Annotated in this window: 26 protein-coding genes and 1 tRNA gene; 13 read left to right on the top strand and 14 right to left on the bottom strand. The window is 41.0% G+C overall.

Translation table 11 applies throughout. The features are described from left to right. Positions 1 to 112 precede the first annotated feature (112 nt). The 11 genes from LDK34_RS03680 to LDK34_RS03630 form a co-directional block, all read right to left on the bottom strand. Positions 113 to 613: a phosphatidylglycerophosphatase A gene (locus LDK34_RS03680; protein ID WP_178942870.1), complete on the bottom strand. Its 501-nt coding sequence runs from the start codon at positions 611 to 613 to the stop codon at positions 113 to 115. 203 nt (positions 614 to 816) lie between these two features. After that, complete coding sequence (locus LDK34_RS03675) at positions 817 to 1593, bottom strand: glucose 1-dehydrogenase (protein ID WP_236941491.1); 777 nt, start codon at positions 1591 to 1593, stop codon at positions 817 to 819. Positions 1594 to 1917: 324 nt separating this feature from the next. Beyond that, positions 1918 to 2910 (bottom strand): LacI family DNA-binding transcriptional regulator, encoded by a 993-nt coding sequence (locus LDK34_RS03670; RefSeq protein WP_178942872.1) that lies wholly within the window; start codon positions 2908 to 2910, stop codon positions 1918 to 1920. Positions 2911 to 2940: 30 nt separating this feature from the next. Next, positions 2941 to 4407 carry a UDP-glucose--hexose-1-phosphate uridylyltransferase gene (locus LDK34_RS03665; RefSeq protein ID WP_236941490.1) on the bottom strand — a complete coding sequence of 489 codons (1467 nt, stop codon included), beginning with the start codon at positions 4405 to 4407 and terminating at the stop codon, positions 2941 to 2943. Between the two features lie 16 nt (positions 4408 to 4423). Next, complete coding sequence (locus LDK34_RS03660) at positions 4424 to 5593, bottom strand: galactokinase (protein ID WP_178942874.1); 1170 nt, start codon at positions 5591 to 5593, stop codon at positions 4424 to 4426. A gap of 44 nt (positions 5594 to 5637) precedes the next feature. Beyond that, on the bottom strand, positions 5638 to 7071 hold the full coding sequence (locus tag LDK34_RS03655; RefSeq protein ID WP_178942875.1) for a glycoside-pentoside-hexuronide (GPH):cation symporter: 1434 nt from the start codon (positions 7069 to 7071) through the stop codon (positions 5638 to 5640). Between the two features lie 50 nt (positions 7072 to 7121). After that, on the bottom strand, positions 7122 to 7367 hold the full coding sequence (locus LDK34_RS03650) for a hypothetical protein (RefSeq protein WP_017262211.1): 246 nt from the start codon (positions 7365 to 7367) through the stop codon (positions 7122 to 7124). A gap of 254 nt (positions 7368 to 7621) precedes the next feature. Further along, a complete protein-coding gene (locus tag LDK34_RS03645) occupies positions 7622 to 8665 on the bottom strand; it encodes an aldose epimerase family protein (protein ID WP_178942876.1) in 1044 nt (347 codons plus the stop codon). A 313-nt stretch (positions 8666 to 8978) separates the two neighbouring features. Beyond that, positions 8979 to 9560, bottom strand: coding sequence for an anaerobic ribonucleoside-triphosphate reductase activating protein (nrdG, locus tag LDK34_RS03640; protein WP_178942877.1), 582 nt, complete (start codon positions 9558 to 9560; stop codon positions 8979 to 8981). After that, the gene (gene nrdD, locus LDK34_RS03635) at positions 9505 to 11715 is read right to left on the bottom strand and encodes an anaerobic ribonucleoside-triphosphate reductase (RefSeq protein WP_236941489.1); all 2211 of its coding nucleotides are present in this window, start codon (positions 11713 to 11715) and stop codon (positions 9505 to 9507) included. Before nrdD ends, nrdG begins: the two co-directional genes overlap by 56 nt. Before the next feature lie 236 nt (positions 11716 to 11951). After that, positions 11952 to 12770, bottom strand: a complete 819-nt coding sequence (locus LDK34_RS03630) for an aldo/keto reductase (protein ID WP_178942879.1) — start codon at positions 12768 to 12770, stop codon at positions 11952 to 11954. A 163-nt stretch (positions 12771 to 12933) separates the two neighbouring features. Between LDK34_RS03630 and LDK34_RS03625 the strand changes: the two genes are divergently transcribed. After that, positions 12934 to 13254 carry a DUF898 family protein gene (locus LDK34_RS03625; protein WP_161001639.1) on the top strand — a complete coding sequence of 107 codons (321 nt, stop codon included), beginning with the start codon at positions 12934 to 12936 and terminating at the stop codon, positions 13252 to 13254. Positions 13255 to 13259: 5 nt separating this feature from the next. On the opposite strand, the gene LDK34_RS03620 is transcribed toward LDK34_RS03625, so the two are convergent. Next, the gene (locus tag LDK34_RS03620) at positions 13260 to 13586 is read right to left on the bottom strand and encodes a YrdB family protein (RefSeq protein ID WP_178942880.1); all 327 of its coding nucleotides are present in this window, start codon (positions 13584 to 13586) and stop codon (positions 13260 to 13262) included. Beyond that, positions 13579 to 13983, bottom strand: coding sequence for a MerR family transcriptional regulator (locus LDK34_RS03615; RefSeq protein ID WP_178942881.1), 405 nt, complete (start codon positions 13981 to 13983; stop codon positions 13579 to 13581). The genes LDK34_RS03620 and LDK34_RS03615 overlap by 8 nt, the downstream gene beginning before the upstream one ends. 129 nt (positions 13984 to 14112) lie before the next feature. On the opposite strand from LDK34_RS03615, the gene LDK34_RS03610 reads away from it, so the two are divergent. Both LDK34_RS03610 and LDK34_RS03605 read left to right on the top strand, forming a co-directional pair. After that, complete coding sequence (locus tag LDK34_RS03610) at positions 14113 to 15147, top strand: serine hydrolase domain-containing protein (protein ID WP_178942882.1); 1035 nt, start codon at positions 14113 to 14115, stop codon at positions 15145 to 15147. Between the two features lie 179 nt (positions 15148 to 15326). Further along, positions 15327 to 15398, top strand: a tRNA-Arg gene (locus tag LDK34_RS03605). Between the two features lie 390 nt (positions 15399 to 15788). On the opposite strand, the gene LDK34_RS03600 is transcribed toward LDK34_RS03605, so the two are convergent. Continuing rightward, positions 15789 to 16070, bottom strand: coding sequence for a helix-turn-helix domain-containing protein (locus LDK34_RS03600; protein ID WP_178942883.1), 282 nt, complete (start codon positions 16068 to 16070; stop codon positions 15789 to 15791). A 160-nt stretch (positions 16071 to 16230) separates the two neighbouring features. Here LDK34_RS03600 and LDK34_RS03595 point away from each other — a divergent pair, with 160 nt between their 5' ends. The 10 genes from LDK34_RS03595 (at position 16231) to pnuC (ending at position 23808) form a co-directional block, all read left to right on the top strand. Next, positions 16231 to 16452: a helix-turn-helix domain-containing protein gene (locus tag LDK34_RS03595; RefSeq protein ID WP_178942884.1), complete on the top strand. Its 222-nt coding sequence runs from the start codon at positions 16231 to 16233 to the stop codon at positions 16450 to 16452. 30 nt (positions 16453 to 16482) lie between these two features. Continuing rightward, complete coding sequence (locus LDK34_RS03590; RefSeq protein ID WP_178942885.1) at positions 16483 to 16923, top strand: zinc-ribbon domain-containing protein; 441 nt, start codon at positions 16483 to 16485, stop codon at positions 16921 to 16923. A gap of 22 nt (positions 16924 to 16945) precedes the next feature. Then, positions 16946 to 18112 (top strand): zinc ribbon domain-containing protein, encoded by a 1167-nt coding sequence (locus LDK34_RS03585; RefSeq protein WP_178942886.1) that lies wholly within the window; start codon positions 16946 to 16948, stop codon positions 18110 to 18112. A 59-nt stretch (positions 18113 to 18171) separates the two neighbouring features. Beyond that, the gene (locus LDK34_RS03580; protein WP_178942887.1) at positions 18172 to 18585 is read left to right on the top strand and encodes a zinc ribbon domain-containing protein; all 414 of its coding nucleotides are present in this window, start codon (positions 18172 to 18174) and stop codon (positions 18583 to 18585) included. Between the two features lie 2 nt (positions 18586 to 18587). Then, complete coding sequence (locus tag LDK34_RS03575; protein ID WP_236941488.1) at positions 18588 to 18974, top strand: zinc-ribbon domain-containing protein; 387 nt, start codon at positions 18588 to 18590, stop codon at positions 18972 to 18974. Beyond that, positions 18971 to 19210, top strand: a complete 240-nt coding sequence (locus tag LDK34_RS03570; RefSeq protein WP_236941487.1) for a hypothetical protein — start codon at positions 18971 to 18973, stop codon at positions 19208 to 19210. The genes LDK34_RS03575 and LDK34_RS03570 overlap by 4 nt, the downstream gene beginning before the upstream one ends. Before the next feature lie 361 nt (positions 19211 to 19571). Continuing rightward, positions 19572 to 19994 (top strand): hypothetical protein, encoded by a 423-nt coding sequence (locus tag LDK34_RS03565; RefSeq protein WP_178942889.1) that lies wholly within the window; start codon positions 19572 to 19574, stop codon positions 19992 to 19994. Between the two features lie 376 nt (positions 19995 to 20370). Then, on the top strand, positions 20371 to 22299 hold the full coding sequence (locus LDK34_RS03560) for an SHOCT domain-containing protein (RefSeq protein ID WP_236941486.1): 1929 nt from the start codon (positions 20371 to 20373) through the stop codon (positions 22297 to 22299). A 114-nt stretch (positions 22300 to 22413) separates the two neighbouring features. Further along, the gene (locus tag LDK34_RS03555) at positions 22414 to 22635 is read left to right on the top strand and encodes a hypothetical protein (protein ID WP_017262197.1); all 222 of its coding nucleotides are present in this window, start codon (positions 22414 to 22416) and stop codon (positions 22633 to 22635) included. Between the two features lie 405 nt (positions 22636 to 23040). After that, positions 23041 to 23808, top strand: coding sequence for a nicotinamide riboside transporter PnuC (gene pnuC / locus LDK34_RS03550; protein WP_178942891.1), 768 nt, complete (start codon positions 23041 to 23043; stop codon positions 23806 to 23808). Positions 23809 to 23846 lie beyond the last annotated feature (38 nt).

Below are 23846 nucleotides of genomic sequence, written 5' to 3'. Positions count from 1 at the left end.
AGGATCGTTTTCACAAGTGCTTTCATTCGCTTACATTTGATTGTTTCATAAGCGTGACGCGACTTAGCAGAAGATTCTTCCGTTTGCTAAAAGTTCAAATTCTTACCAAACTCTAAGCGTATTTGTGTGCCATTTTTGCAGCCACCGCTGCTGCAATCGCACCAATGATATCATCAATAAAGGTATTGACCTGGTCGGTTTTTTCTTCATCCAGCCGTTTGATCACGCCTTCTTTAACCTTATCCACATAGCCATAGTTGGTCACACCGATCGTGCCATAGATATTTGCGATGTTGAGCGCCAGTCCCTCATCGACACCAAACACGCCGGCATCATTTCTGATAATCGATTCCAACGGTTCCTTCAGTTGATTCTCAGTTGCCAGTCGATCCAACTCAAGCGCCACCATTACGTTGTTCATCACTTCGCGTTTGTGGAGTACATCCTCAGTTTCCGTTTCAAACTCGCTGAGCGGAACGTCTGGTAAATAGTCGCGTTGCATGTCCTGCGTAATCGCAGCAATCTCTTTGTAGGTAATATTTTTGGCTGCTAACTGGTCAGTTACCAGCTTATAAGCAGCCTGATCCGGGTATTTAAATGATGCGTTATTCATATCTTAAATGTCATTCCTTCCGTAAATCTAAATGTGTTAACCGGTCAGCTCAGTAAGATGGCGGCCTTCTGCACACCTATTCTAGCGTACACATATTACTCATAAAAAGCATGTTAGACGGGTTGAAGTTTACCAATTGCAAGCAAAAAAGCGGAACAGGTTTCGATCCGCTCATTTTTGCACAGTATATTAATTTGGACTAATCACTGGAACATTATTCCACCATCAACTGCTAAGGATTGACCAGTAATATAGTTGGCCTGATCAGAAACTAAGAAGGATACGTAGTTTGCAATATCCTCAGGTTCCTCACCACGACCAAGCAAAATTGAATCGACAAACTTTTGCCGTGTCTCTCCAATAGCCGCACCAGTACGCTCTGCAAAACGCGCATCAATTTCGTCCCACATCGGTGTTAGAACAATACCAGGATTGTATGCGTTAACCCTAATCTTATCTGGGCCAAGTTCTTTTGCTGCTGCCTGAACTAGTCCGCGTGTGGCAAACTTTGTTGAAGAGTACAGGCCCAGCATTTCAAAGCCCTGCATTCCAGCAATTGATGAAGCTAGGATAATGGACCCGCCAGCATCGCCATTCTTACGTAATGCCTTTGGTGCCGTTTGTAGAGCCCATACTTGGGATTTGAGATTGATGTTTAGAATATTGTCAACCTGTTCTTCTGGGGTATCTTCAATGGTGTCCACCCAATCAATCCCAGCGTTAGCAACAAAAGAATCGAGGCGTCCATACTTTTCCAGAGCAAATTGAACTAAATCTGTATTGGTTTTCTTGAATTGAACGTCGCCAGCAAATGCTGAGGCTTCGCCACCGTTCGCTTTGATTTTATCAACAACGGAAGTTAGTTTTGATTCAGTTCGACCATTGACGACAACAGCCAAGCCATCCTGCGCTAATCGCAAAGCAATTCCAGCACCGATACCCTGACCGCCACCAGTAACAATTGCAACTTTCTTACTCATAAAAAATACCTCATTTTCTGGTTTGTCTAAAGTGACTGAGACACTTTTATTGTAAGCGCCGTCATAGCAACTGTCTATTACTTTCGTTTTACACTCGCCAGGTAGACCAAAACATAACATTTCAACTTGAATCTTAGTGAAACAGCAACAGGCAATTCTTCTTCAACCGTAAAAGTTCATGTGGGTGAAAAATTGCCGCAATCGTGAGATAAAAAAATTCGTTCATTTAGCAAAAAATGCGATGCTCATGGGAATCACCCATAAACATCGCATTTGTGTTACCTATGAAAGTCAAACCGTGTTAGATCCTGCTTTTAGTCCTGTTCAAAATTTTGTGCTTTCACGTTGAACCAACCGCGTACCCAACACAATCTTCTTTGCTATCGGATGATCGGCTTTAGCAATCTCCTGGGCTAACTGAACCGCCGCCTCACCCATGTGATTAGTCGCGACGTGCACCGCAGTTAATCCTGGAATCGCATAACTGGCAATCGATGTGTCATCAAACGTAAGCAGTTGAACACGATCAGGCACGCTGATGTTAGCTTCGTTCAACGCTTTTAACGCTCCAACTGCCATGGCGTCATTTGTAATGATAAACCCGTCTGGCAATTGGTCCTGTAAGTCACCAATCAATGCTTTCATTTGTTGGTAACCCGATTGACGCGAATAATCGCCTTGTGTAACGAACGCTTCATTGTATTCTTGGCCCATTGCCATCTGAAACGGCGCTTTTCGCGGATCCTCAATGACTCGCTGACGGTCTGTGGTCATCTCCGTGCCGCAAATCATTCCAATATGGCGGACACCGGCGTCAGTTAAGTGAAGAACCGCATCACTTATCGCATATTGAAAATCCGTAACGACCGAATCATAACCTAATCCCATCGCATCGAAATCCACAAATACAATCCGATCCGTAATGCCCGTTAATTTAAGAATTTCCGCCTGAGAATACTTACCCAGTGCAATGATCACGGATGTATCCTCGTGAATCTGATCCAAGGATCCAGCAAAGACCGTTTGAACTCGAAAACCTGCTGTCATTGCCGCATGCTCAATGCTAATGCGAATCGACATATAGTACAGATCTTCCATTTCCTGCATTTGGGAATACCATTCAACCACTGTGACTTGTTTGACCACATTAGTTTGATGATTCCGTTTGCGTTTGGAATAATTCAGCGCCTCGGCAGCCTCAAAAATCCGTTGCCGCGTTTCTTTGCTGACCGCCATCGTCGCATCATAGTTAAGCACACGAGAAACAGTCGCAAGTGAAACATTTGCTCGTGTTGCAATATCTTTCAGCGTTGCCACTGTCTCTCACCTTCCCACACATTCAAGATATTATTCAATCGCTTTAATAAACCGAGCTTGTGCCTCACGACCAGCAGCATTCCACTTGAACACACCAGCATCCTCCAAAACGCGACCAAAGACTTTACCAATCGCATCGTCAACTACTTGTTCGACATTATCATTCGTAATCGTATTGTTTTCCTTGAGCTCCTCTGCCCAAGTACGGTGATAGTCCGCCATGTCGTTTGGTTGATCCAACAAGAATTTTTGAACTTCTTGCATTTCGGTCTTCAAACGAGCAGGCAAAATTGCACGGCCCATAACTTCGATTAAACCAATGTTTTCTTTCTTAATGTGTTGCACATCCTTGTGAGGATGGAAAATGCCATCCGGATAAGCGGTGGAAGTTTGGTTGTCCCGCAACACGATATCGAGAACAAATTGGTCACCGTTCCGATAAGCAATTGGCGTAACCGTATGATGTCGGGTCTCACCGTCATATGCTTTTACAGAAACTGCTGGATCATCATAATGATTCCAAACTTCACGAATGTGTTCAGCAGCATCTGCAACGCTCTGCTGGTTAGTGCCGGTCAAACGAATTGTCGACATCGCCCATTTCACAACACCACACTTAACGTCTGGATAATCAGCTAATTTAAACGTTGAAGCAATCGGCGCCTTCATCATTGGGAAGTTGTGTCGACCACCCTGATAATGTTCATGGCTCAACATAGAGCCACCCACAATCGGTAAATCAGCATTGCTACCAACGAAATACTGTGGAAATTGCGTAATAATCTCAAACAAATTAGTAAATGTTTGCCGATTAATTTTCATTGGGACATGTTGTTGATCGAGGAAAATCGCATGTTCGCCGAAGTATGCGTATGGCGAATATTGGAAGCCCCATGGGCGACCACCCACCGTTAGTCGAATCACCCGGTGATTACTTCGTGCGGGATAACCAAGGCGACCTAGATAACCTTCATTTTCCAAACATAACTGACAAAGTGGATAACCACTCGCTGCTGTGTGGGCGGCTGCCGCAATCGCTTTCGGATCCTTTTCCGGTTTGGATAGGTTAATTGTGATTTCCAAATCGCCAAACGTTGTTGCTGAATTAAAGACAATGTTTTTTGCAATTGCCTTTGTTTTAATGTAGTTATTGGCTTTACTCAAGCCGTAAAAATACTTTGTTGCTGCTTCAGGACTAGTCTGATAATCTTCCCAGAAACGTTCATTGACCTGGCTTGGTCGTGGTGTCGTCAAGTCCATCAGCTGCGCATCCAATAGCTCACGGGCTGTTTGATTATCTTCAATTTTACCGTTTTCCACGGCCGCATTAACCAGCGCCTCACTGACAGCTTCAACACCATTGCCCTCTAAGGCAACAGCCATTTCATCACCAATTAAGGCAAAAATCCGATTTCTCAAATAAACCCGGTCTAGCGGTTCTGCCGCGCCATTCTGAACAGCTAAGCTAATTAAATTCTCTACTGCATCTTCTACCATAATGTCACTCCTACGTTTATGCCGTAACTTCGTGAGTCCCATCGGCAATTTCAGCCACGTAAAAGTCTGCTGCATAACCAAAGCGCTTCAGGTACGTGTCGCCAACAACTTGCTTAACATGATCAACTTGGTCGCGTTTAACGATTGCAATTGCGCAACCACCGAAGCCTCCACCGATGATCCGAGCACCAAGAACACCGTCTTGTGCCCAAGCAGTATCAACTAGCGTGTCGAGTTCTGGGACGCTCACCTCATAATCATACTGCAATGAGATGTGTGATGCGCTAACAAGGTGACCAAACGTCTTTAAATCATGATCATCCAATGCCTGTTTGGCATCAATTGTCCGCTGGTTTTCAAACACAGCGTGGCGTGCCCGACGGATCAAGGTAGCATCGTTAATTAGGTAGGTTGCTTGGTCAAATTGTTCTTTGGTCAAGTCACCCAATGTTTTCACATCAACACCCTGTTGAATGCGACGCAATGCTTCTTCACACTGTGAGCGACGTTCATTGTACTTCGAACTAGCCAAGTCATGAGACTTGTTACTGTTCATGATTAAGACAACGTTATCGCCTAAATCAACCGGATAATATTCATATTTCATGGTGTTAACGTCTAGGAACATGGCTTGGTCTTTTTTACCCATGCCAATCGCAAACTGGTCCATGATACCGGAATTCAACCCAATATAGTCATTTTCAACTTGTTGACCAGCATAAACTAAGTCCATCTGTTCAACGTCGAGGTTGTAAAGTTTCTTGGCAATGACGCCAACCAATAATTCCAAAGATGCTGAGGATGACAAACCAGAACCATCAGGCAAGTTACCATGAACGTATAAATCAAAGCCATGGTCAAACTTGGCCCCTTTCTTTGCTAGTTCGTAAAGCATCCCCTTTGGGTAGTTACCCCAACCGAAATCCTTGTTGAAGGATAAGTCGTTTACATCAAAAGTAAGCACGCCATCCTTGGGTAAGTTCCCTGAGTACAAACGAACCGTGGTATCTGTCCGTGGTGAAGCAGCGCCGTATGTGCCTAATGTAATTGCACATGGAAATACGTGACCACCGTTGTAATCAGTGTGTTCACCGATCAGGTTGATTCGGCCAGGTGAGAAGAAAACAGACTGTGGTGCGACATCAAAAGCATCTTGATATTCTTGTTTAATACTTGCTGCATCCATAATGTATAAACCACCTTTTAACATTTTTTATTGCTGCATTTTAATTACTTAATCTTGGCGATATCTTCTGAATCCGCACCAAGCTTCTTTTCCAATTCCTTAACAACTTCAGCGTGTTTAGCTTCAGTCAAGGTAACTTTGGCAAAGTACACAATGGCAGCGATAACCAACATAACCATTGGTGCGTAGAAAATGTAGGTCTTGAAGTTCAACATCTGTGAGGCAGAAATGTCACTCGGCTTTGCGTTACCAATCATCCCTGCATGAACCGCTGCAATACCGACAATCCCGTTCGCAAACGCACCGGCGACCTTATCAATCAGTGGACGAACAGCTAATGTAACTGATTCATTACGTGTTCCCAAATGTAACTGGCCATATTCAACACAATCAGTAATGGTCATCAATGCAGCTAAGAAAATCATTGGGTATGGGAAGAAAATAAATGAGATAGCTAACAAAACCATGAACAGGTTCGTTCCAGCAAAGTTGAAAATGATGTAACCAACCAACATCAAACAAATGCCACCGACATAAATGGCCTTCCGTTTGATTAAGGTTTCTAAGAATGGGAATAAAATAACTGAAATAATTCCAAGAACCGCAGTTACGGCACCAACAAGTGAGAATTCACCTGACTTGCCCATTACGTACTTAAAGTAATACAAGAACAGTGAGTTGGTGATAACGTAACCGAAAGCCAACATAAAGTATGAAAGTGATAACCACATTAATTGGTCATTTTTAAATAGAACTCTGAAAATACCAACAATCCCGACTTTTTCAGTATTTTCACGAATAATATTGTCTTCTTCTTTGGTCCCCAAAGCAGTGGCTAAAGCACCGAGGAAGGAAACAGCACCAATCAGAATAGCGAAACCAACCCAACCGATTTGAGTTTGTTGGCCTTTGGCGCCACCAAACCAACCAGATACAAGTGTAACTGTTGGCATAATGACAAGTGCAACACCTTGTGCACCTAAAGTTGATCCGAAACGGGCAATCGTCCCAAAGCGAGCACGCTTTCCAGAATCAACGGTCAAAGCAGGTAACATTGACCAGAACGAAATATCCTTAAATGAATAAAACACATCCAAAATAACAAACGCAATACCAAACAAGATTAAATAGAGAGTAGGCTTGTTAACAGTTAAGCCGCCAAAATCTGTAAAGATCAGAATTAACATGATGGAACTGATTGTGGCCCCAATCATCAACCAAGGCTTGAATTTGCCCCATCGGGTTCTGGTGTTATCAACGGCACCACCGATAAGTGGGTCGAAGACGATTTCAATGAGTCGAATTGCGACCATCGTTATCGTAACAGCACTGATCATCTTGGCATCATTTGCATGATTACCTGAACTAAATAATTGACTAGTAACGAAAATAACAAAATAAGTGCTAAGTGTTGCATAGAATGCGTCGTGACCAAACGCCCCAAGCGCATAGGATAAATATTGTTTAACTTGATTCATTTTCAAGTTCTCCTTTTTCCATTCGACTCATTTAACGTTCGTTTGTCGAATTAGTTATAGCGACGCTCAATGACTTTTTCGAGAATGGCATTACGTTGCTTCTCTTTTGCCATGTCGAATGATGTTTCTTCCAAACCGTTGAAATCTTGCACGAGCAAAACGGATTCAAGGTACAACGTCAATTGACGTTTGATGTACAACTTGTTTTCCTCACCCTCGCGTTGCGCATTACCGCCCAACACCGCCCGTGCAAACTTATCAGGGTCAATTTTGATTTTCTGATTCTTATCAGCCATCTTGCTAACCTCCAAATAAAATAGTTATGTAAGCGATTTCAAAATCGATAATAACAGTTTTACTAAAAGTTTCAACAATGTGATTTTGTATACAAATGCTATGCAACCGGTTGTTTTGCCTACCTAATCAGTTTCATAGCTTTTAAATATTTTTACTAAAACTTTTTAGCTTCTTTTTTCAACTGACAAACAAAACGTCCGCTTGACATCAGCTGCTGCTGAACATCAAACGGACGTTATTTAGCCTAATTAAACTATTTCATTTCCCGATATTGATAACTGATGCTATACGTTTGTGGTGCATTTGCTGGTAACACAACATCACCAAAACCATCGTGATGAATGGCATCTGGTAGCCACTGTGCTTCCATGGCCAAGGCCGTATACGGATGACTGGCCTGATAAGCTTCGTCCTTATCATAGGCTAGTGGGTCGGCCGTAAAAATCACTAAGCCGTTCCGGCTAGAATATAGGTCCACAGCGCGGCCACTAGCCGGGTCACTGACCGTTGCAATCGGCGTATGTTCATCCCCATTGACACGATAGGCATCGTCGAATTCTTTGCCACCGTTTTCTTCTTTCAACTGAGCCAAATGATCTGTCACAGTACCCGTCTTACTGAAATCATAGGCCGTACCAGTAGCATCACTGAGTTCACCAGTAGGAACTTTTTCGCTGTTCAACAAAACGCGCTGCTTGCCATTAATGTGCAACTGTTGCGTGGTCAGTGCTTCGTTATCCGTCACATTAAAGTATGTGTGTAACGTAGGATTAAATAGTGTCTTAGCTGTTGCCGTACCCGTAATTGACCACGTTGCCCGGTTAGCGTTCGTCAAACTATAGGTCACAAGAACGTCCATGTCGCCATGGAAATTATCCTCACTACCCTGAACGCTAATTCCTAATGTAACGGAAACAGTATCGCTCGTCTCTTGATGGCCAACAACCCGCCAAACACGGTCAGAGAAGCCATGTAAACCACCGTGCAACGTGTTTTTGTTTTCGTTCTGATCACTGTGATAAGTCGTCCCATCAATGTCATAAGTCGCTTGGCCGATCCGACCAGCTACCCGACCAACTGTCTTACAAACATAAAACGGTGTGGCTTCGTAATCCTTGAGTTGGTCATAGCTGATCAACAAATTCTTACGATTGTTACCATCAGGCACGTCAAATCCCTGCCACGTTGCCCCTAACGTTAATACACGCAATGATACTTGATTATCATTACTTAAAATTAATTGGTCGACTGACCGACCGTCACTTAATTTACCAAACGGTTGCTGACTAAAATTCATAAAGGATGCCTCCACAATTTTTACTAAACTTTACTAGAGCCATTATAGGTTTTGATGGAAGCGGTTTCAAGAGCATTTAATTAACTCCTTCTTCCAACTGGCCTCTTAGACAGAAAAAACATTTCAAAAACTAGCCATTTTAACATCTAGCTTTTGAAATGTTTTACAGAACATTCGTTTTCGCAGAACTCAAACGTTGAAGTGAAATACGTAGAACAAAAAATGAAGAACCGTAGCGATAAACCGATCCCACGACGAGTATGCACACTTGCCCACCACAGCTGACAATCAACATGCGCATAACCATCAGCAATTAACGAACGAGTTTGTCCCAAATCACAACCTTGTCTTGAGCTAACGACTTCGGCACATCAATAATTCGTTGGTTCGAACTCCCACGAAATTGCAGCGTTAAGTCCTTTTTTGACTCAAGGAACCGCCCATCAACCAAAATATCAATCAACGATAATAACTCAAGCTTGTCATCAGAATCCTTCAGCAACTCGTCCCACTTGTAACCGGTCCATGACCAAATATCTTTGTCGTGGCCAAACTCCCGACGAATTCGTTTGCACAGCTGAATGCACACATGCGTGTTGAGAAATGGTTCGCCACCCAATAGGGTCAAACCTTGGACATAATCCTGACTCAAATCCGTGATAATTTGATCCTCTAGATCTTGTGTATACGGATGACCATAATGAAAGTTCTGTGCGGCCACATTGTAGCAACCTGGACAATGAAATAAGCAGCCGCTCACGTATAAGCTGCAACGCACGCCTTCCCCGTCAACAAAGTTAAACGGTTTATAGTCCGCTACATAATCTAAACTGTGCTCACTAGCGAGCCATTCTTTGGGTGTCGGATTGTTTGGTCCTTTCATACGCTGCTGCATGTTTAATCATCTCCGAAGTCATGTTTTTCTTTCGTGACGTAATCTCAATGTGGCGACCGTGAACCATTGGACGTTGCTGTGGGTTGCCCAAATAACCACACGTCCGTTTGACCACGTCACAATATTGCGGATCGTGATTGCCACATTGTGGACACTCAAAGCCCTTGGCTGTCGCTTTGAATTCACCCTTAAAGCCACATTTGAAGCACTGGTCAATAGACGTATTTGTGCCTAGATAGCCGACGTGATCATAGGCCCAGTCCCAAACAGCCTCGAGAGCTTTAGGATTCTGCTTCAAGTTCGGGTACTCACAGTAATGAATAAATCCACCCGACGCATATTTAGGAAAAACTTCTTCGAAAGTCAGTTTTTCAAACGGTGACGGGTGTTTACGAACATCATAGTGAAAACTATTCGTGTAATACTCTTTGTCTGTCACGTCAGCTACCCGACCAAATTTCTCAATGTCATCCTTGGCAAACGTGTCGGTTAGCGATTCAGCCGGAGTGGAATACAGACTATAGTGATACCCGCTTTCCTTTGCCCATTGATTACATTTTTCGCGCAGTGCGGCGACAATCTTTTCAGCGAAATCGTGCGCTTCAGGATTATGTTCCCATTTAGGTCCATAGAAGGTCGTGCACACTTCATAGATACCAATGTAACCAAGTGAAATTGTCGCCCGTTCATTCTTGAACAACTCATCAACGTCGTCGTCTGCTTTAAGTCGTTTGCCAAACGCACCGTACATGTAGAGTAGCGGTGCATTCTCCGGTTTAGCTTCTTTCGTTCGCTCAATTCGGTAAGCCAGCGCAGTATGACAAACGGCCATGCGTTCTTCAAAAATATCCCAAAATAGCTTCTTGTCGCCGTGTGCTGATAACGCAATCCGTGGCAAGTTGACGGTCACTACACCTAAGTTCATGCGGCCAGAGTTAACTTCCACGCCATTTTCGTCTTTCCATCCTTGGAGAAAAGAACGACACCCCATTGGCGTCTTAAAACTGCCAGTGAGCGACTTGATTTTGTCATACATCAAGAGATCTGGATACATTCGTTTGGTCGAACACTCAATTGCTAATTGCTTAATATCATAATTAGGATCTTGTGGATTCAAGTTGAGACCGCGTTTAACAGTAAAAATCAGTTTCGGAAAAATTGCGGTCCGGTGTTCTTTTCCCAAGCCTTTAATCCGAATCTGTAAAATAGCCCGTTGAATTTCACGCTCGATCCAGCTGGTTCCCAATCCAAAGTTCACCGTTGTAAATGGCGTCTGCCCTTGCGACGAATACAACGTGTTAATTTCGTACTCCAAGGCCTGCATGGCATCGTAAATATCTTTTTGCGTCTTCTGACGTGCGTAATCCTCGCGTTTGTCTTCGGCGACCCACTGTTCAGCATCTGCCATGTGCTTGTCGTAATTCAGTTGCGCGTATGGTGCCAGCAGCTGATCAACTCGGTTTGCCGAACACCCACCATATTGAAGTGACGCAACGTTGGCAATGATTTGTGACATTTGAGCGGTCGCTGTTTGAATGGAATGTGGCGATGAAACCCACGCGTTACCAATTTTAAAACCATGCGCCAGCATTTCATCGAAGTCGATTAGGCAGCAGTTTGTCTCAGGTGTGACTGGTGAATAGTCAAGATCATGCCAGTGAATGTCACCACGCAAATGGGCCTTAGCCACGATATCTGGTAGCATTTTTAAACCAATAGCTCGACTCGCTGCACCAGCCTCAAGGTCACGCTGCGTGTTAAAAACATGACTGTCCTTATTCGCGTTTTCATGAACCACGTCCGCGTCCCGACTAAACAACCTTTGAATACGAGCCTCAACACTGGTCGCTGCTGCAAATTGATCCTGGTCATGCTTAAAATAGGCCTCATAAGCATCAGCAGCTTCCATTTGATCGTGTTTCAATAAACTATTATGTAAAACTCGGTGAATTTCTGCTGTTGGAATAGTCTCTAAATCGTGCAGTGCATTCACAAGGTCATGTTCAATTTCGTTAATTAAATCTTCGTCACTGACCAATTTGTGGAGGACAAACACAATCTTATAGGGGTAGAATTGAGTCATTGCTCCGCCGCGTTTTTGAACTGGCAACAATTTTAATATTGCCAAGGGATTCGTAATTTGAACATTCTCCATTCGCTCACAACCTTTTATTGATGATAGTATTTATAATACTGGTTGCGAGCTTTAAATCAATATGTGGTATGTGGATATCCTGTGGATAACTATATATGGTGTGCAATTAAATGATTCAAGGACAAAATTGCCTAGATAACGAAATGACAACCTGTTGTGTAACACAACAGGTTGTCATTTTTTCGCGTTATCGTTTGTTTATTGCGTTTGTGTTACAAAATTTCGCCACAAGGCACTTAAAATTCTTCGTAAACCGTGGGATCCTGATTGAACGTCCGTCCATCAGGCTTAGTGAGTTGATTTATTGCAGTGATGTCTGCCTGGTCTAAATCAATTGCATCCAAATTCAAGTTTGCCCGTTGCCGATCACCATGTGCTGCCTTAGGTAATGGCACGACATTTAACGACTGTTCCCAGCGCAAAATCACTTGACCAACGCCACACTGATGTTTATCAGCAATTTGTTGCAACACTGGATCTTTCAACATCGCCGAGGCACGCCCTAGTGGACTCCACGCTTCAGTGATGATGCCATTTACGTAGTCATACCGACGTTGCGCTTCTTGATTAAAGTACGGATGAAGTTCGACCTGATTGACTACCGGCTGAATGCCAGTTTCATTTCGCAAACGATCAATGTATTCACCAGTAAAGTTTGAAACACCAATGTACTTAACATACCCACGGCGTTGCGCTTCGATCAAAGACGTCCAAGCTTCCACATACAAATTCTGTTTAGGATTGGGCCAGTGGAGTAGAAACAAATCGAAGTAATCTAAGCCACTTCGATATAGGGATTCTTGAACGGCACTAATCGCATCGTCATGATGATAGTCGCGACCGGGCAACTTTGAACTCACAATCAACTGATCACGATCGACATCGCTGGCTTTAATGGCGGCACCCACTGCGCCTTCATTTTCATAGCTAATAGCCGTATCGATTAGGCGGTATCCTGTATTAATAGCTTGTTTAATCGTGTTCATACCAGTCTCGCCCGTCAGTTGATACGTACCAAAACCGACTTTAGGTAATTCAAATTTTGTTTGACCCATCTGCGCACCTCTTCTTAGTTTTCACATTCAAACAAGAGTATCATAAACCGGATTGCCTGTGACCTGTCAAGTCGGCTGAATCCAGCGAAACCCATTGCTAACACAATCCGGAATTAGTAGAATCAAGTTATTAAACTATTATTATGAATACGAGGTTTCTAGTATGGAAATGAAATATGGCCGCAATTCTTTCTTTGATGGTGGTTTACTCGCTTACATCGGTTGGTCAATTTTAGGCTTTCTTGTCACCTTTTTCACTTTAGGTATTTGTTATCCATGGTCGATTACGATGCTCTACGGCTGGCGAATCAATCATACAGTCATTGATGGTCACCGAATGCAATTTACCGGTTCCGCCGTTGGCTTATTTGGCAACTGGATTAAGTGGCTGTTGCTGTCAATTATTACGCTAGGCATTTATAGCTTCTGGGTTCGCATCAAACTAAATGACTGGAAAGCCAAAAATACGCGTTTCATCAACTAACCCGACTATGCATTTAACGCATGATCCAAAATTGTATTAATCGTAATCATGATTAAGTAGACAATTGCCAATTTTGAACTAAACCTTTGAGCGACCAAAACACCTGTGCCACCAAATAAAACACATTCGGCGATTATTCGACGACTTTCTGTCAAGCGATTGGGAGAGGCCGGCGCCATAAACCGCGTCCAAAAGATGATGGCAGCAATGGGGATTAAAATACCAATTACCAATTTACTCGTTAAATTGCCTCTGAAGCCACTCCAAACAATCAATAACAGGGTGGCCTGTTCGAATACGAAACGAACGCCATCGTTTGCCAGTTTAAGCATTTCCCTCGCCTGCCTTTTTCAATGTTCTCTGAAGCGTAGTTAAGGGTTCGCCATTCATCACCTGTGACTCCAGGATGTTGGTGATTTTTGCTAACCGCGTAAACAATTCGGCCTTTTCTTTAAAAGATTGTTTTTGTCCGGCAATAAATGAAAGTGTGTCATCGTAGCATGCCGTCGTTACCGGCGTTTCAAAAAGGACCATTATTTGTTTAATCGTCTTAACGTCAACGTCGGCTTTACGAAGATTAATAATCATTTTGACGACATCTAAATCAGTCTGAGCATACTCACGATACCCATTTCCACGGCGGAGCGGTTGAAACAGTTCGGCCCGGTCATAATATCTTAGCGTTTCAACAGTGCAGCCTGCTAACTTAGCAAATTGAGCAATATTCATCTGCTTTCCCTTTCGATTCATCAGCACTAACATTGCGCTCAATATAACATTGGTGTACAGACAAGGGTCAAGCAGTTTACGGCAATATCTTTTAGATATTTAACAACAGAAAGCGTTAAAAACATAATTATGAAATTTGATAGTCTTTTCAATGAGCTTACTGACATCAATGCTCACTACCACTTCAATGGTGCATTAGCAGTGCTGACGCCATCTCAAACGCTCTACCAGCATGCTTCGGGTTACGCCAGTTTTGAACGACACACACCATTTACAGATGAAACAATCATGGGCATTGGTTCACTTACCAAGCAATTTACCGCTACTGCGATTCTTCAATTGGTGGAAGCTGGTAAACTCAGTTTGAATCAATCGCTTAAAACATATTTACCTGATTATCAGCTTGGTGATAAGGTCACAATTCGACAATTGCTCAATATGGACTCTGGTATTCCAGATTACACAGATCTTATTGTTTCCAAAGCTGAAGAAAAAGCCCAACATACGGGCTTATCGTCAGAAGCCACAGAAGTCATGATCAATAAAATATTAGGTACTGATTTCTCACTTAAAACGATTGTAAGTATGATTAATGGCAAACAGTTGGACTTCAAACCAGGTTCACAGTTTGCATACAGCAATACTAATTACGCTTTACTAACTGAAATTCTAGAACAAGTGACCGGCACTCCCTATGCTGCCTATATTCAAGAGCACATTTTGACTCCACTGACCCTTTCCAACACCCACGTTGGCACAGAGAAAAGTCAGGTAGACAGTTATCTTTACCAAGGCAGCAATGTCGTCAACCTTGGTCGAGGCAATCACCAACTTGGTGACGGTGCCATGGTAACAAACTTAGTCGACCTTAAAAAATGGGCCTGTGCGACCACGACAAACGCTTTATTATCATCCGCTAGCCAGCATTTGTGCTTTAACTTAAAACATGAAAAATACGGCATGGGTTGGATGAAAATTAACAGTTGGTATTGGCACAGCGGTCAAATTCTTGGCTACTGGTCAGACTTTTTCTTATCCCCTGAACATGATTTAGCCATGGTGTATTTATATAATGTCTCACCTACTGATGAAATCGTTCAGGATTGGCTAAAGGCTTCAGACGATTGGCGTGAACGATTCTTAACCTCATTTAATCCTAAGTAATTCAATGCACACTGTCGTTTATAGTGCAGACAAACTGACAAATAGTTGGCCATTCATAAGCAGCTAACTTTCCTTTCAACCGGGAACCAACCAATTCCATTGAAAATCGGTTAAATAGACTTGTGTTTCCGAACCGTTTTCGCTAATATAGTAGGGTACCTGTTTGGTATAAACGGTTTGCGCTTGTAGTGTAATGGATCGCACGTAAGATTCCGGTTCTTGAGATGAGGGTTCGATTCCCCCCAAGCGCATCGGAAGATTCAATAAAGTGAGACACAGTTAACCGATGTTGCTATTTCAGGCGATATCGGTTTTTTGATTGAATAACGTATGACATCGGATTTAATTTCAAAAGCATTTTGAAGTTGAGAGGTCTTTGAACACTGGGAATGATAATTTATCATTCCCTTTTTGTGTATCGGAAGAAAGATCTGCTGATTAGTAAATTAAAATTTTGACTTTAAATCCCTCCAAAAATCCTACTAGTACTTTCGCTAAGTTTCTTGCCAGTCTTTCTCGTTATGCCCATTGAGGATGGTTATTAATTTTCTTGTCACTATTATTGGTGACACCTATAAAATTCAGTAGTGAATTATTTTACGTATTAGGAGCTCGTTATTACTGTATTCATCAATTAAAGTCTATTTTTGCTGATGCTGGAACGGTATTCTGCCGGGCCGTTCTTTTAATAACTTCATTTCTTGTTTAGCGATGTTGTTCAAGTCAAGTTGTAAGAAATCGCACAACGCAAACAAAAGTGGAATTGCCATTTGACCAGAAGTAACTGGTTTACTAGCGTGCTCATATCTGGAAATCATCCCTGAAGAATTTGGAATTCCATAAATTTTTAAAATGTTTTCAGATAGTTCCATTTGTGTCAAACTTTTTTCAATTCGTGCTCGCTTAATGGCGTCTCCAAGCATATTGCCATCTCCTCCACAATAAAAAACATATATTATAGAGTGTTGCACAGCCGCTACACCCGTAGCAACTGCAAAGTAAAAGTAGTTGAAGGGCTACAATTTTCGAATTATAATTCAGAAGTGAATATTTCTAACTTGCAAAGGGATTAGGTGATTCATATTGAAAGCAGAAAATAATCAAATTTCAAAAATGGAAACGACAAAAAGATTACTGAATTATTTTAAAAAGCATGGAATTACTCAAACAGACGTTGGTCTGACGATTAATATGCACCGCACCACTGTAAACCGACGATTACATGGTCAAGGCTCCTTCACGGTGGATGAAGCGGAACAGATACATCAACGCTTTAAAGTTCCGTTAAAACTTTTCTTTCCGTAATAGACCATTTTAGTTATCGGAGGTATCAGTATGAAATTTTGCCCTCAATGTGGCACACAAAACAAATCTAGTGCTCAGTTTTGCATAAACTGTGGTTTTCATTTTGAAATCAATGAATCTGAAACTCCTGATTCTGCCACGATTGCATCAACAACATCATTCAACACTCCTGAAGAACACTTTGAGCCATCGCCTGCACCAAAAGTTGAACCAGAAAATAATCAAACAAATGTTACTCATCAAGATAATCTAAAAGGCCGTAATCTTGGCGTCACAATAGCAATCATTATCGGTGGTTTTAGTGGTGCTTTCTATGCGAGCGGTTGGGGAGTTATGGCAACCGCCTTCAATATATTAGGTGGTGTAGTTATTACAGAACTCAATGGTTCAAGCCTAAATAAACACAGCATCTTTCAAATTTTTCTTATGGGCATAACAGCAAGCATAGTAACATTCATGTCAATTTTCTAAAAATTAAGGAGTAATGCCAATTATGAACAATAATTCTATTATCTGTCCTCACTGCGGTACCAAGAATAAACCAACCGCACAATTTTGTATCAATTGTGGCAAAAGTCTTCAGGGCGTCCAAACCAGTCAGGAGAGTCAAACAAAGACTAATCATCATAAAAGCATCGCCAGAAACAGTATCATTCTTCTAGTTTTGCTGGCCCTTGTAGCCGGTACTATTTGGTCTCAAACATTACCTAAATCTGCTAAACATCATTTTTCCGCTGTTAAGGCCACCAAAGTTTCTAACTCTCCCAAAAAGAAAGTACATAATTCAAAAACTGAAACTAAGGAACTTGACCAGCTTTCATCATCAGATTTAAAAAAGCTTGGTATCAAATTTCAAATACAACAATATATTGGTGCTCAGTCACAGTATCATCGGTTGTTCATAAAACTTTCAAATCCTACCAACAAAACAATTCAAATTTCTCCGAACAAAATTACTTCAAGTAACAGTGACATTGGCGTTGAGGCTGCTTCGACAATGATAAGTCTTGCTCCGCATGCAAAGAGCCAAGCATACTTAGTTTACAGTCAGGTCATAGGAAATTCCCTGGATAATCTAGAAACAACCAATGGTTACTGGGACTATGGACAAAGTGATTTAAAGCTACAACCTTTGAGTGATACAGAAAAGTTACCAAACGATACTACACAGCCTAATCGAAAAGGCGACACAGTTAATCCAAATGCTGACAGCAGTTCCAGTAGTATTGCCAGTTCCTCTAGCTCGCAAGCTAGTCAGTCGATAACCTCGAGTGCTCAGGCAATTGCTGCTGTTAAAGCAAAAATTGGAACAAGTATTAACGGTGTTCCAGTGAGCTGGAGCACCATGGGAACTGCTGGAAGTGAAATGAGTCAAGACACTAATGGCAAATCATGTTACTGGGTTCGAGGCCGACGTTCTACAGACACTAATATGAGTAGTTATGACAGTTTGGACTTCTACGTTTACACAGATGGTACTGTCGTTCCAGATGCTGACAACAATTACGGTAGCGATGCTGATAATAACAATAGCAGTAATGCTGACTCCGATGATAATAATTCTGAGGACAACGATAACGATGATGATTCCGATAATAATGATAGCGACAACAATAACACTGCTGACACTAACGATGACAACAGTGACGATGATGAGTAAGGCATTCTAAAGCAACTGAGAATATTAATCTGCCGCAATACACTAAGGAGAATTTCAACATGGTAGTCAATAAATATAAAAAATGTCCACACTGTGGTGCTAAAAACGATGTAAACGCAAAGTTTTGTTTGAAGTGTGGCTCTGACCTAAAAAATGTCAAGATCACGACAGATTTACCCGGTACTTACTGTCTACCAATGAGCTTAGATACTGAGGGGGCCAAAGTAATTACTGTCGGAGCAATACCAGCCGGTTATAGTCTAGCTTCTACTGTTGAAGTTATAGGTGGTGGTGAGAATTACATGATGGCTTGGCGTTCTCTGATGGAAAGCCTAAATGCGATGCTTCCAGTTAAGCATTTTGACGGTATTGCAAACTACCGTGTTCTATCCCCTTTTCAAACTTCTATTCAGGACGCTAAATTAACACTTATCTTGTATGGTGATGGCATCACTAAAGACAAAGGGCAATAAATATGGGAACAAAATACTGTACCAATTGTGGAGAAGCAAATGCACTTGATGCCGAATTCTGTATTAACTGTGGAATGAAGTTTCCTAATAAAAGTGATTCACCTCAGAACAAGGTTTCAACTCCAGTGAAAGTTAAGTCATCTTCCCCTTCTACTTCTCCGAAAAGGAAAGTAACTCCACAAGCCGACCTTACAAGTTTACGCAAACAGAGTCGAAACTTTTTCATACTCATAGTTGTTTTAGCAATTATTGTTTTAGCAGGTGTACAAATTGGAAAATATAATAAAACTAATGAGCAAAAACAAAAAATCGCTAAAATAATTGATGATTATTGGGTTAAAGGAACCTTTGATACCTCAATTAACGTTAAAAAAAGCAGATTGAGATGACAGCAAAAGATGGAACACCAGCAAAATCTGGCATAGAAAAATCTTACGCATACGGAAGTCAATACGATAATAGTTTAAATACCTTACGAGAAGACTCAACAAATATGTCTAACGACATCGAAAAATCGCTTGGTTCCAAATGGAAGCTGATGATTATGAACCCCGATAGAAAGGATTCTGTGATAATGATTTTTGAAAATGGAAACGAACTTTATGATTTCCAGGACAATCAATAATAAAGTCACTTTTCAGTACATGAGCGGCATGGCAAAGACTCCGCTAATTCAAAATCTTGTGAGGAGATGAAAAATCTAAATTCAAAGAACACAGTGCTGATGGAGGGTTAGGCACCGAATGAGCTCATAGAATTCCAGTTGCTGGTAGCGCCCCCCACTATTCAACCAACTACTTAAAAGAACACTAGCAACAATTATTATATATGCAAAACCACTCTTACTGACATTTCCAACAAGAATCAAACAGGCCATGCACACATTACTTACAATTTTGATGATAAGGCAGTATGCAAAGCAACTATTGACTACGTCGAGAGTAACTTTTCTATACAGGATGTAAACTAAAACATGAGGTCACGACATGGACAAAAATAAAGAACCCAACATACTAACTTCAATATTTACTATCATTTTTTTGATATTTGTTATCGGTATGTCAGTTCACACCATTGGTCACTTTTTCGTTAATAATTCAGGTGCCACCATTGTAGGTAACACATATGTAACTTCAGGTGGTAAAGACTATTTAAAAATAAAATCAAAGTCGACCCTTTCTATCGTCAACTATGATTTGAACACAGATAACGCCACATGGAACGATATTAGTTATAAGCGAAGTGGCAATCGCTTATTACTTGATTCGGACGATTTGCATAATGCTTTTCCAAACTTAGAAAATAACGTTACTGAATACATTCAGCTTACCAAAAACGCAAAAAAGGCTATCAAGGTCGTTAAAGATGATTCAGGTTCATTAAAAGTTCACCTCAAATTAAAACAGTAGGAATAGGAGAAAAGTATGGATGTGCAATATTTCTATTATCCATTTCCGTAATGCTATTCTGGAGAACTTGGACTGACACTCTAGCGATGATATCGCTTATGTTTTTGCTATTCGACATCGATTTCTGGCTGGTCAGACAAAGAAAACGATTCAATTGACCGCAGGCAAATTGTTGACGATCTTCAGATAACGGTAGTCACCTCCAAGGCCTCGATATTACGAATCTGTTTTCTGATAAATGAAAACAGTTAGACTCTGGCAAAAGATATTCACTGCAGAGTCTATTTAAACAACGTCACATAAGTCAAAAAAATCACTTATGTTTTCATGTCACAAATTCATTATATATTTTTTGAACTCATTAAAAGGAGATACTATGAACGAATTTTCGGAGCAAACCAGTAACGGTTTTCAACAACTAACTAACTTAGATAATAAGTATCATTTTTCTTTAAGTCCTGTCCCTTTCAATTCATTGTCTGATTTTTTTGACTCAATAGAAAAAAACGACACACGCCGATTTATCGGTTATAGAATTCACGAACTCTTATCAGATCTTGGTAGTATAAATTCGGAAAATAATATAAAAGAAATACTTAACATGTTGATATGTGGAGCTAAGCGAGACGCAAGTCTGTCGTCAGATAAGCAAAGTCCAGTAACCCAGATATTAAACTCATTATTCGAAAATGTTGATAATAGCGACGATCAAAGTGCCGTTTTAAAACTCCTTTATGAAAAATTACCACTTTCAACAGTCGACCAGTTTGTTTCTGATCAGCTTGAAGAAAATCCTTTTTTTAACATAATCGATGAGTCTAGAATATTTTTTAGTTCATCCTGCTTAGTATGGAAAAAGAAAGCCTCCACAAGGCACGTCTCATATCAAGGCTTTAGAGGTGCTTTTAAACATTTATCAGCAGGCTCTTATGATTATAAACAGACTACTGACTACGATTTACAGATTGTTAACGCCGGGGAGGTTCTAATAACTGATCGTCACATTTATATTCATCCTGATCCTAATGATTTAGAATCACATCCCCAAACAATTGATTTAAACAACATTATATCTGTCCAAAGAACAACCATTGTTGCCAATAAGAAGAGCATAGATGGAGTCATGTGTTCTCAGCCAAATTCAAGTTTTTTTCTGGAAAGTAGTGACTTTCGCACCCATAGAGAAGTCAATAATGTTGAAATCATTTTTTCAATTTTAAAGAGAGTGGTAACAAAAAATACCACTAATATGATTCCTGATGTGGCTAAAATCACAAATAGCGGACTTATATTTTCAGGTGATGAAAACCTGCTTTCCATGAGCGAAAATGAACTTAAGCAAAAAATTTTTTCCACAACCAATTTAAATGTTTCAGTTCAAATAACACATGCTATTAATTTCAATGATGTTGATGCTGAAGATATTTACGTGTATCTCAAAACAGCCTCAGATTCTCGAAGTGTTCATGATATTGTTGAGAAAAATGATAAAGTTATATTTTTCGAAAAAATTGTACTGCCGTTGAGTCGACTTATATCTAATTTGAATATCCAAGGCGCTGCTGAACCTACAATCAATATTTACGACACATTGCGAACTGAAGATACAAAACAAACAACCATTCGCATAGCGGAAATATCAGTACTTTCCTTCTCTAGTTTTCTCCCGTTGAACGATTTTAAAACCAACGTGTACTCTAAGACCTCCGTCTCAGATGACGCTATATACGAATCACTGGATGATTGTCTTCAAAAAGCAAGAGCAATGGTAAAATCTATAGATACCAAGCCAACTATTATAAACTTTTCAAGTGAATCAGATACTGTGCTTGCTTTTAGCATTAAGCCAAAAGAATTACCCAAGATAATAGCTAGTTTTGTAAGAAACAATGAACTTTGGACTGAATTAAAAAATGAACTTTTTCTAGCTTATAAATATTTGATGGAACATTGCACATTCAAAAATCATTTCATTTTGGTTCTCGCTTCTCAATCCAATCTACTTACTTCTAACATACCCTCCACTACTTACGATTTTTGGTTTAAAATCAGTGAATTAAATACTGATACACTCGATTTGCAAGATGATAATCAAACAAAAGCGTATTTTGAAAATATCAGTCAAGATATCAATATAATGGGTCAATATGTCATTCAATCCACATCACCACACAGTCAAAATGAATTTGATTCAACAGGCGCTGATTATGATAAATTAAGAAAACTCAAAGAACTTTTAGACGATAATATTATTACTGAACAGGACTTTGAAAAAGCCAAAAGTCAAATTTTGGGCTTACAGTAACGGAATAGTGTTCATCAAAAACTATTCCTGCCATTCACAGGCACATAATTACCCCTCCTCAAAAACGCATGCTAAACTCGTACTCATACTTAGCAAACACAAGGAGGAATAACTATGATTACAATTTTCCATAACGAACTTGGCCATCACAGCATTCACTTCCCTAAAGGTAAATACATCACATTTAACCTGATTCACCCGGCGCCAACTGCCGCCTACCGCATTGAAATTCTGGATACTAACTTGGACGGCGTTAAACGCCTGCAATTACGTTTCAGCCACCTCGGTCAGATTTTCAAACTGCGCGACCAACAACTTAGTTTCCAACTCATCTAGTTGACTCACTCCCCCCTCAATGAGGCATCTAGATGTTGTGGCTCCACAAAATGGGCTTTCGTAGCCATTTTGTGGAGCCTTTTCTTGTTCTGACACGGTTTTAACCGTGAAATGCAAAAATTACTGCAGATTGTTTTCATTCATTTTCATGAATTTTGCATACAATATATAGATTTTTCAAAAAAGTTTTCACATCATCTTGTGTCCATCACAAAATAGCTCTCAGTGCCGCCATCACGGTCTCAAATCGCCACGCAGCGTTAACTCATGCTACATACAATAAGCGTTTGACAGGCATTTTGTTTTCCACGGTCTGGGTGCTAACATATCTATCAGTGCGTTGCAGGCCTGAATCTTTTACTTCTACCGGGCCACAAATACAAATCATAGAATGGAGATCTTTTCATGCGTCACGTTACCAATTATTTTAAGTTTCTCGGCCACCAGCTAACTGGCTGGCACAAGGCTTCATACTGGCTCTTTGGTTTTTCATTGGGTGCACAAGTGATGACCTTAGTTTCAAACCCCTTCAGTTTGGTTAGCCTGATTACGTTCATCGGAACAACACTTGGGGTACTTTGTATCTTGGCCATCAACCAAGCTAAGAGTGTTAACGGCTTACTTGGTGTGTTATCTGCACTTTGCTTTATTTATGTTGGTTTTTCTGCCAAAAACTACCTGTCCATCGGTGAACAGATTGTTTACATGGCAACACTTGACCTGCCAGTTTTGCTAAGCCCAAGCTGGAACAAAAACATGGTCAGCAAAATTCGTTCATTTACATGGCGCAGTACCACAGTTGCTATTATTGCTACATTAATTGTTTACGGGATCTCCGGTTACGTCATTGGCGCAGTTACCAACGACCCACGTCCTTGGATTGATGCCATTTCATTCAGTATCTCCGCATGTGCCGGTGTCATCTGCTTCATGCGGTTCAAACAGCAGTATATCTGGTGGGTTGCTTCTGGTTTAGCACAAATGGTTTTGTGGGCCGTTTCCTTCCGTCAAGGTGACGCTACGTTAGCCATGTTTGTTAACAGTTCTGTCTACTTGATGAACGACTTCTTAGCCTTCACTATCTCACCTTGGTACAACAAAAAGAACCAAGCCGCTGAAGCTAAGAAAGAAACAGCTTACTTCGAACAAATGGATGCTGTTCACCAGAACTAATTTCCGCATCAACACATAGATAGAGCAACGCACAGCTA

Source organism: Furfurilactobacillus milii (assembly GCF_021654115.1).
In the GTDB taxonomy this organism is placed as follows: domain Bacteria; phylum Bacillota; class Bacilli; order Lactobacillales; family Lactobacillaceae; genus Furfurilactobacillus; species Furfurilactobacillus milii.
This window is presented reverse-complemented; position numbering and strand designations above follow the sequence as displayed.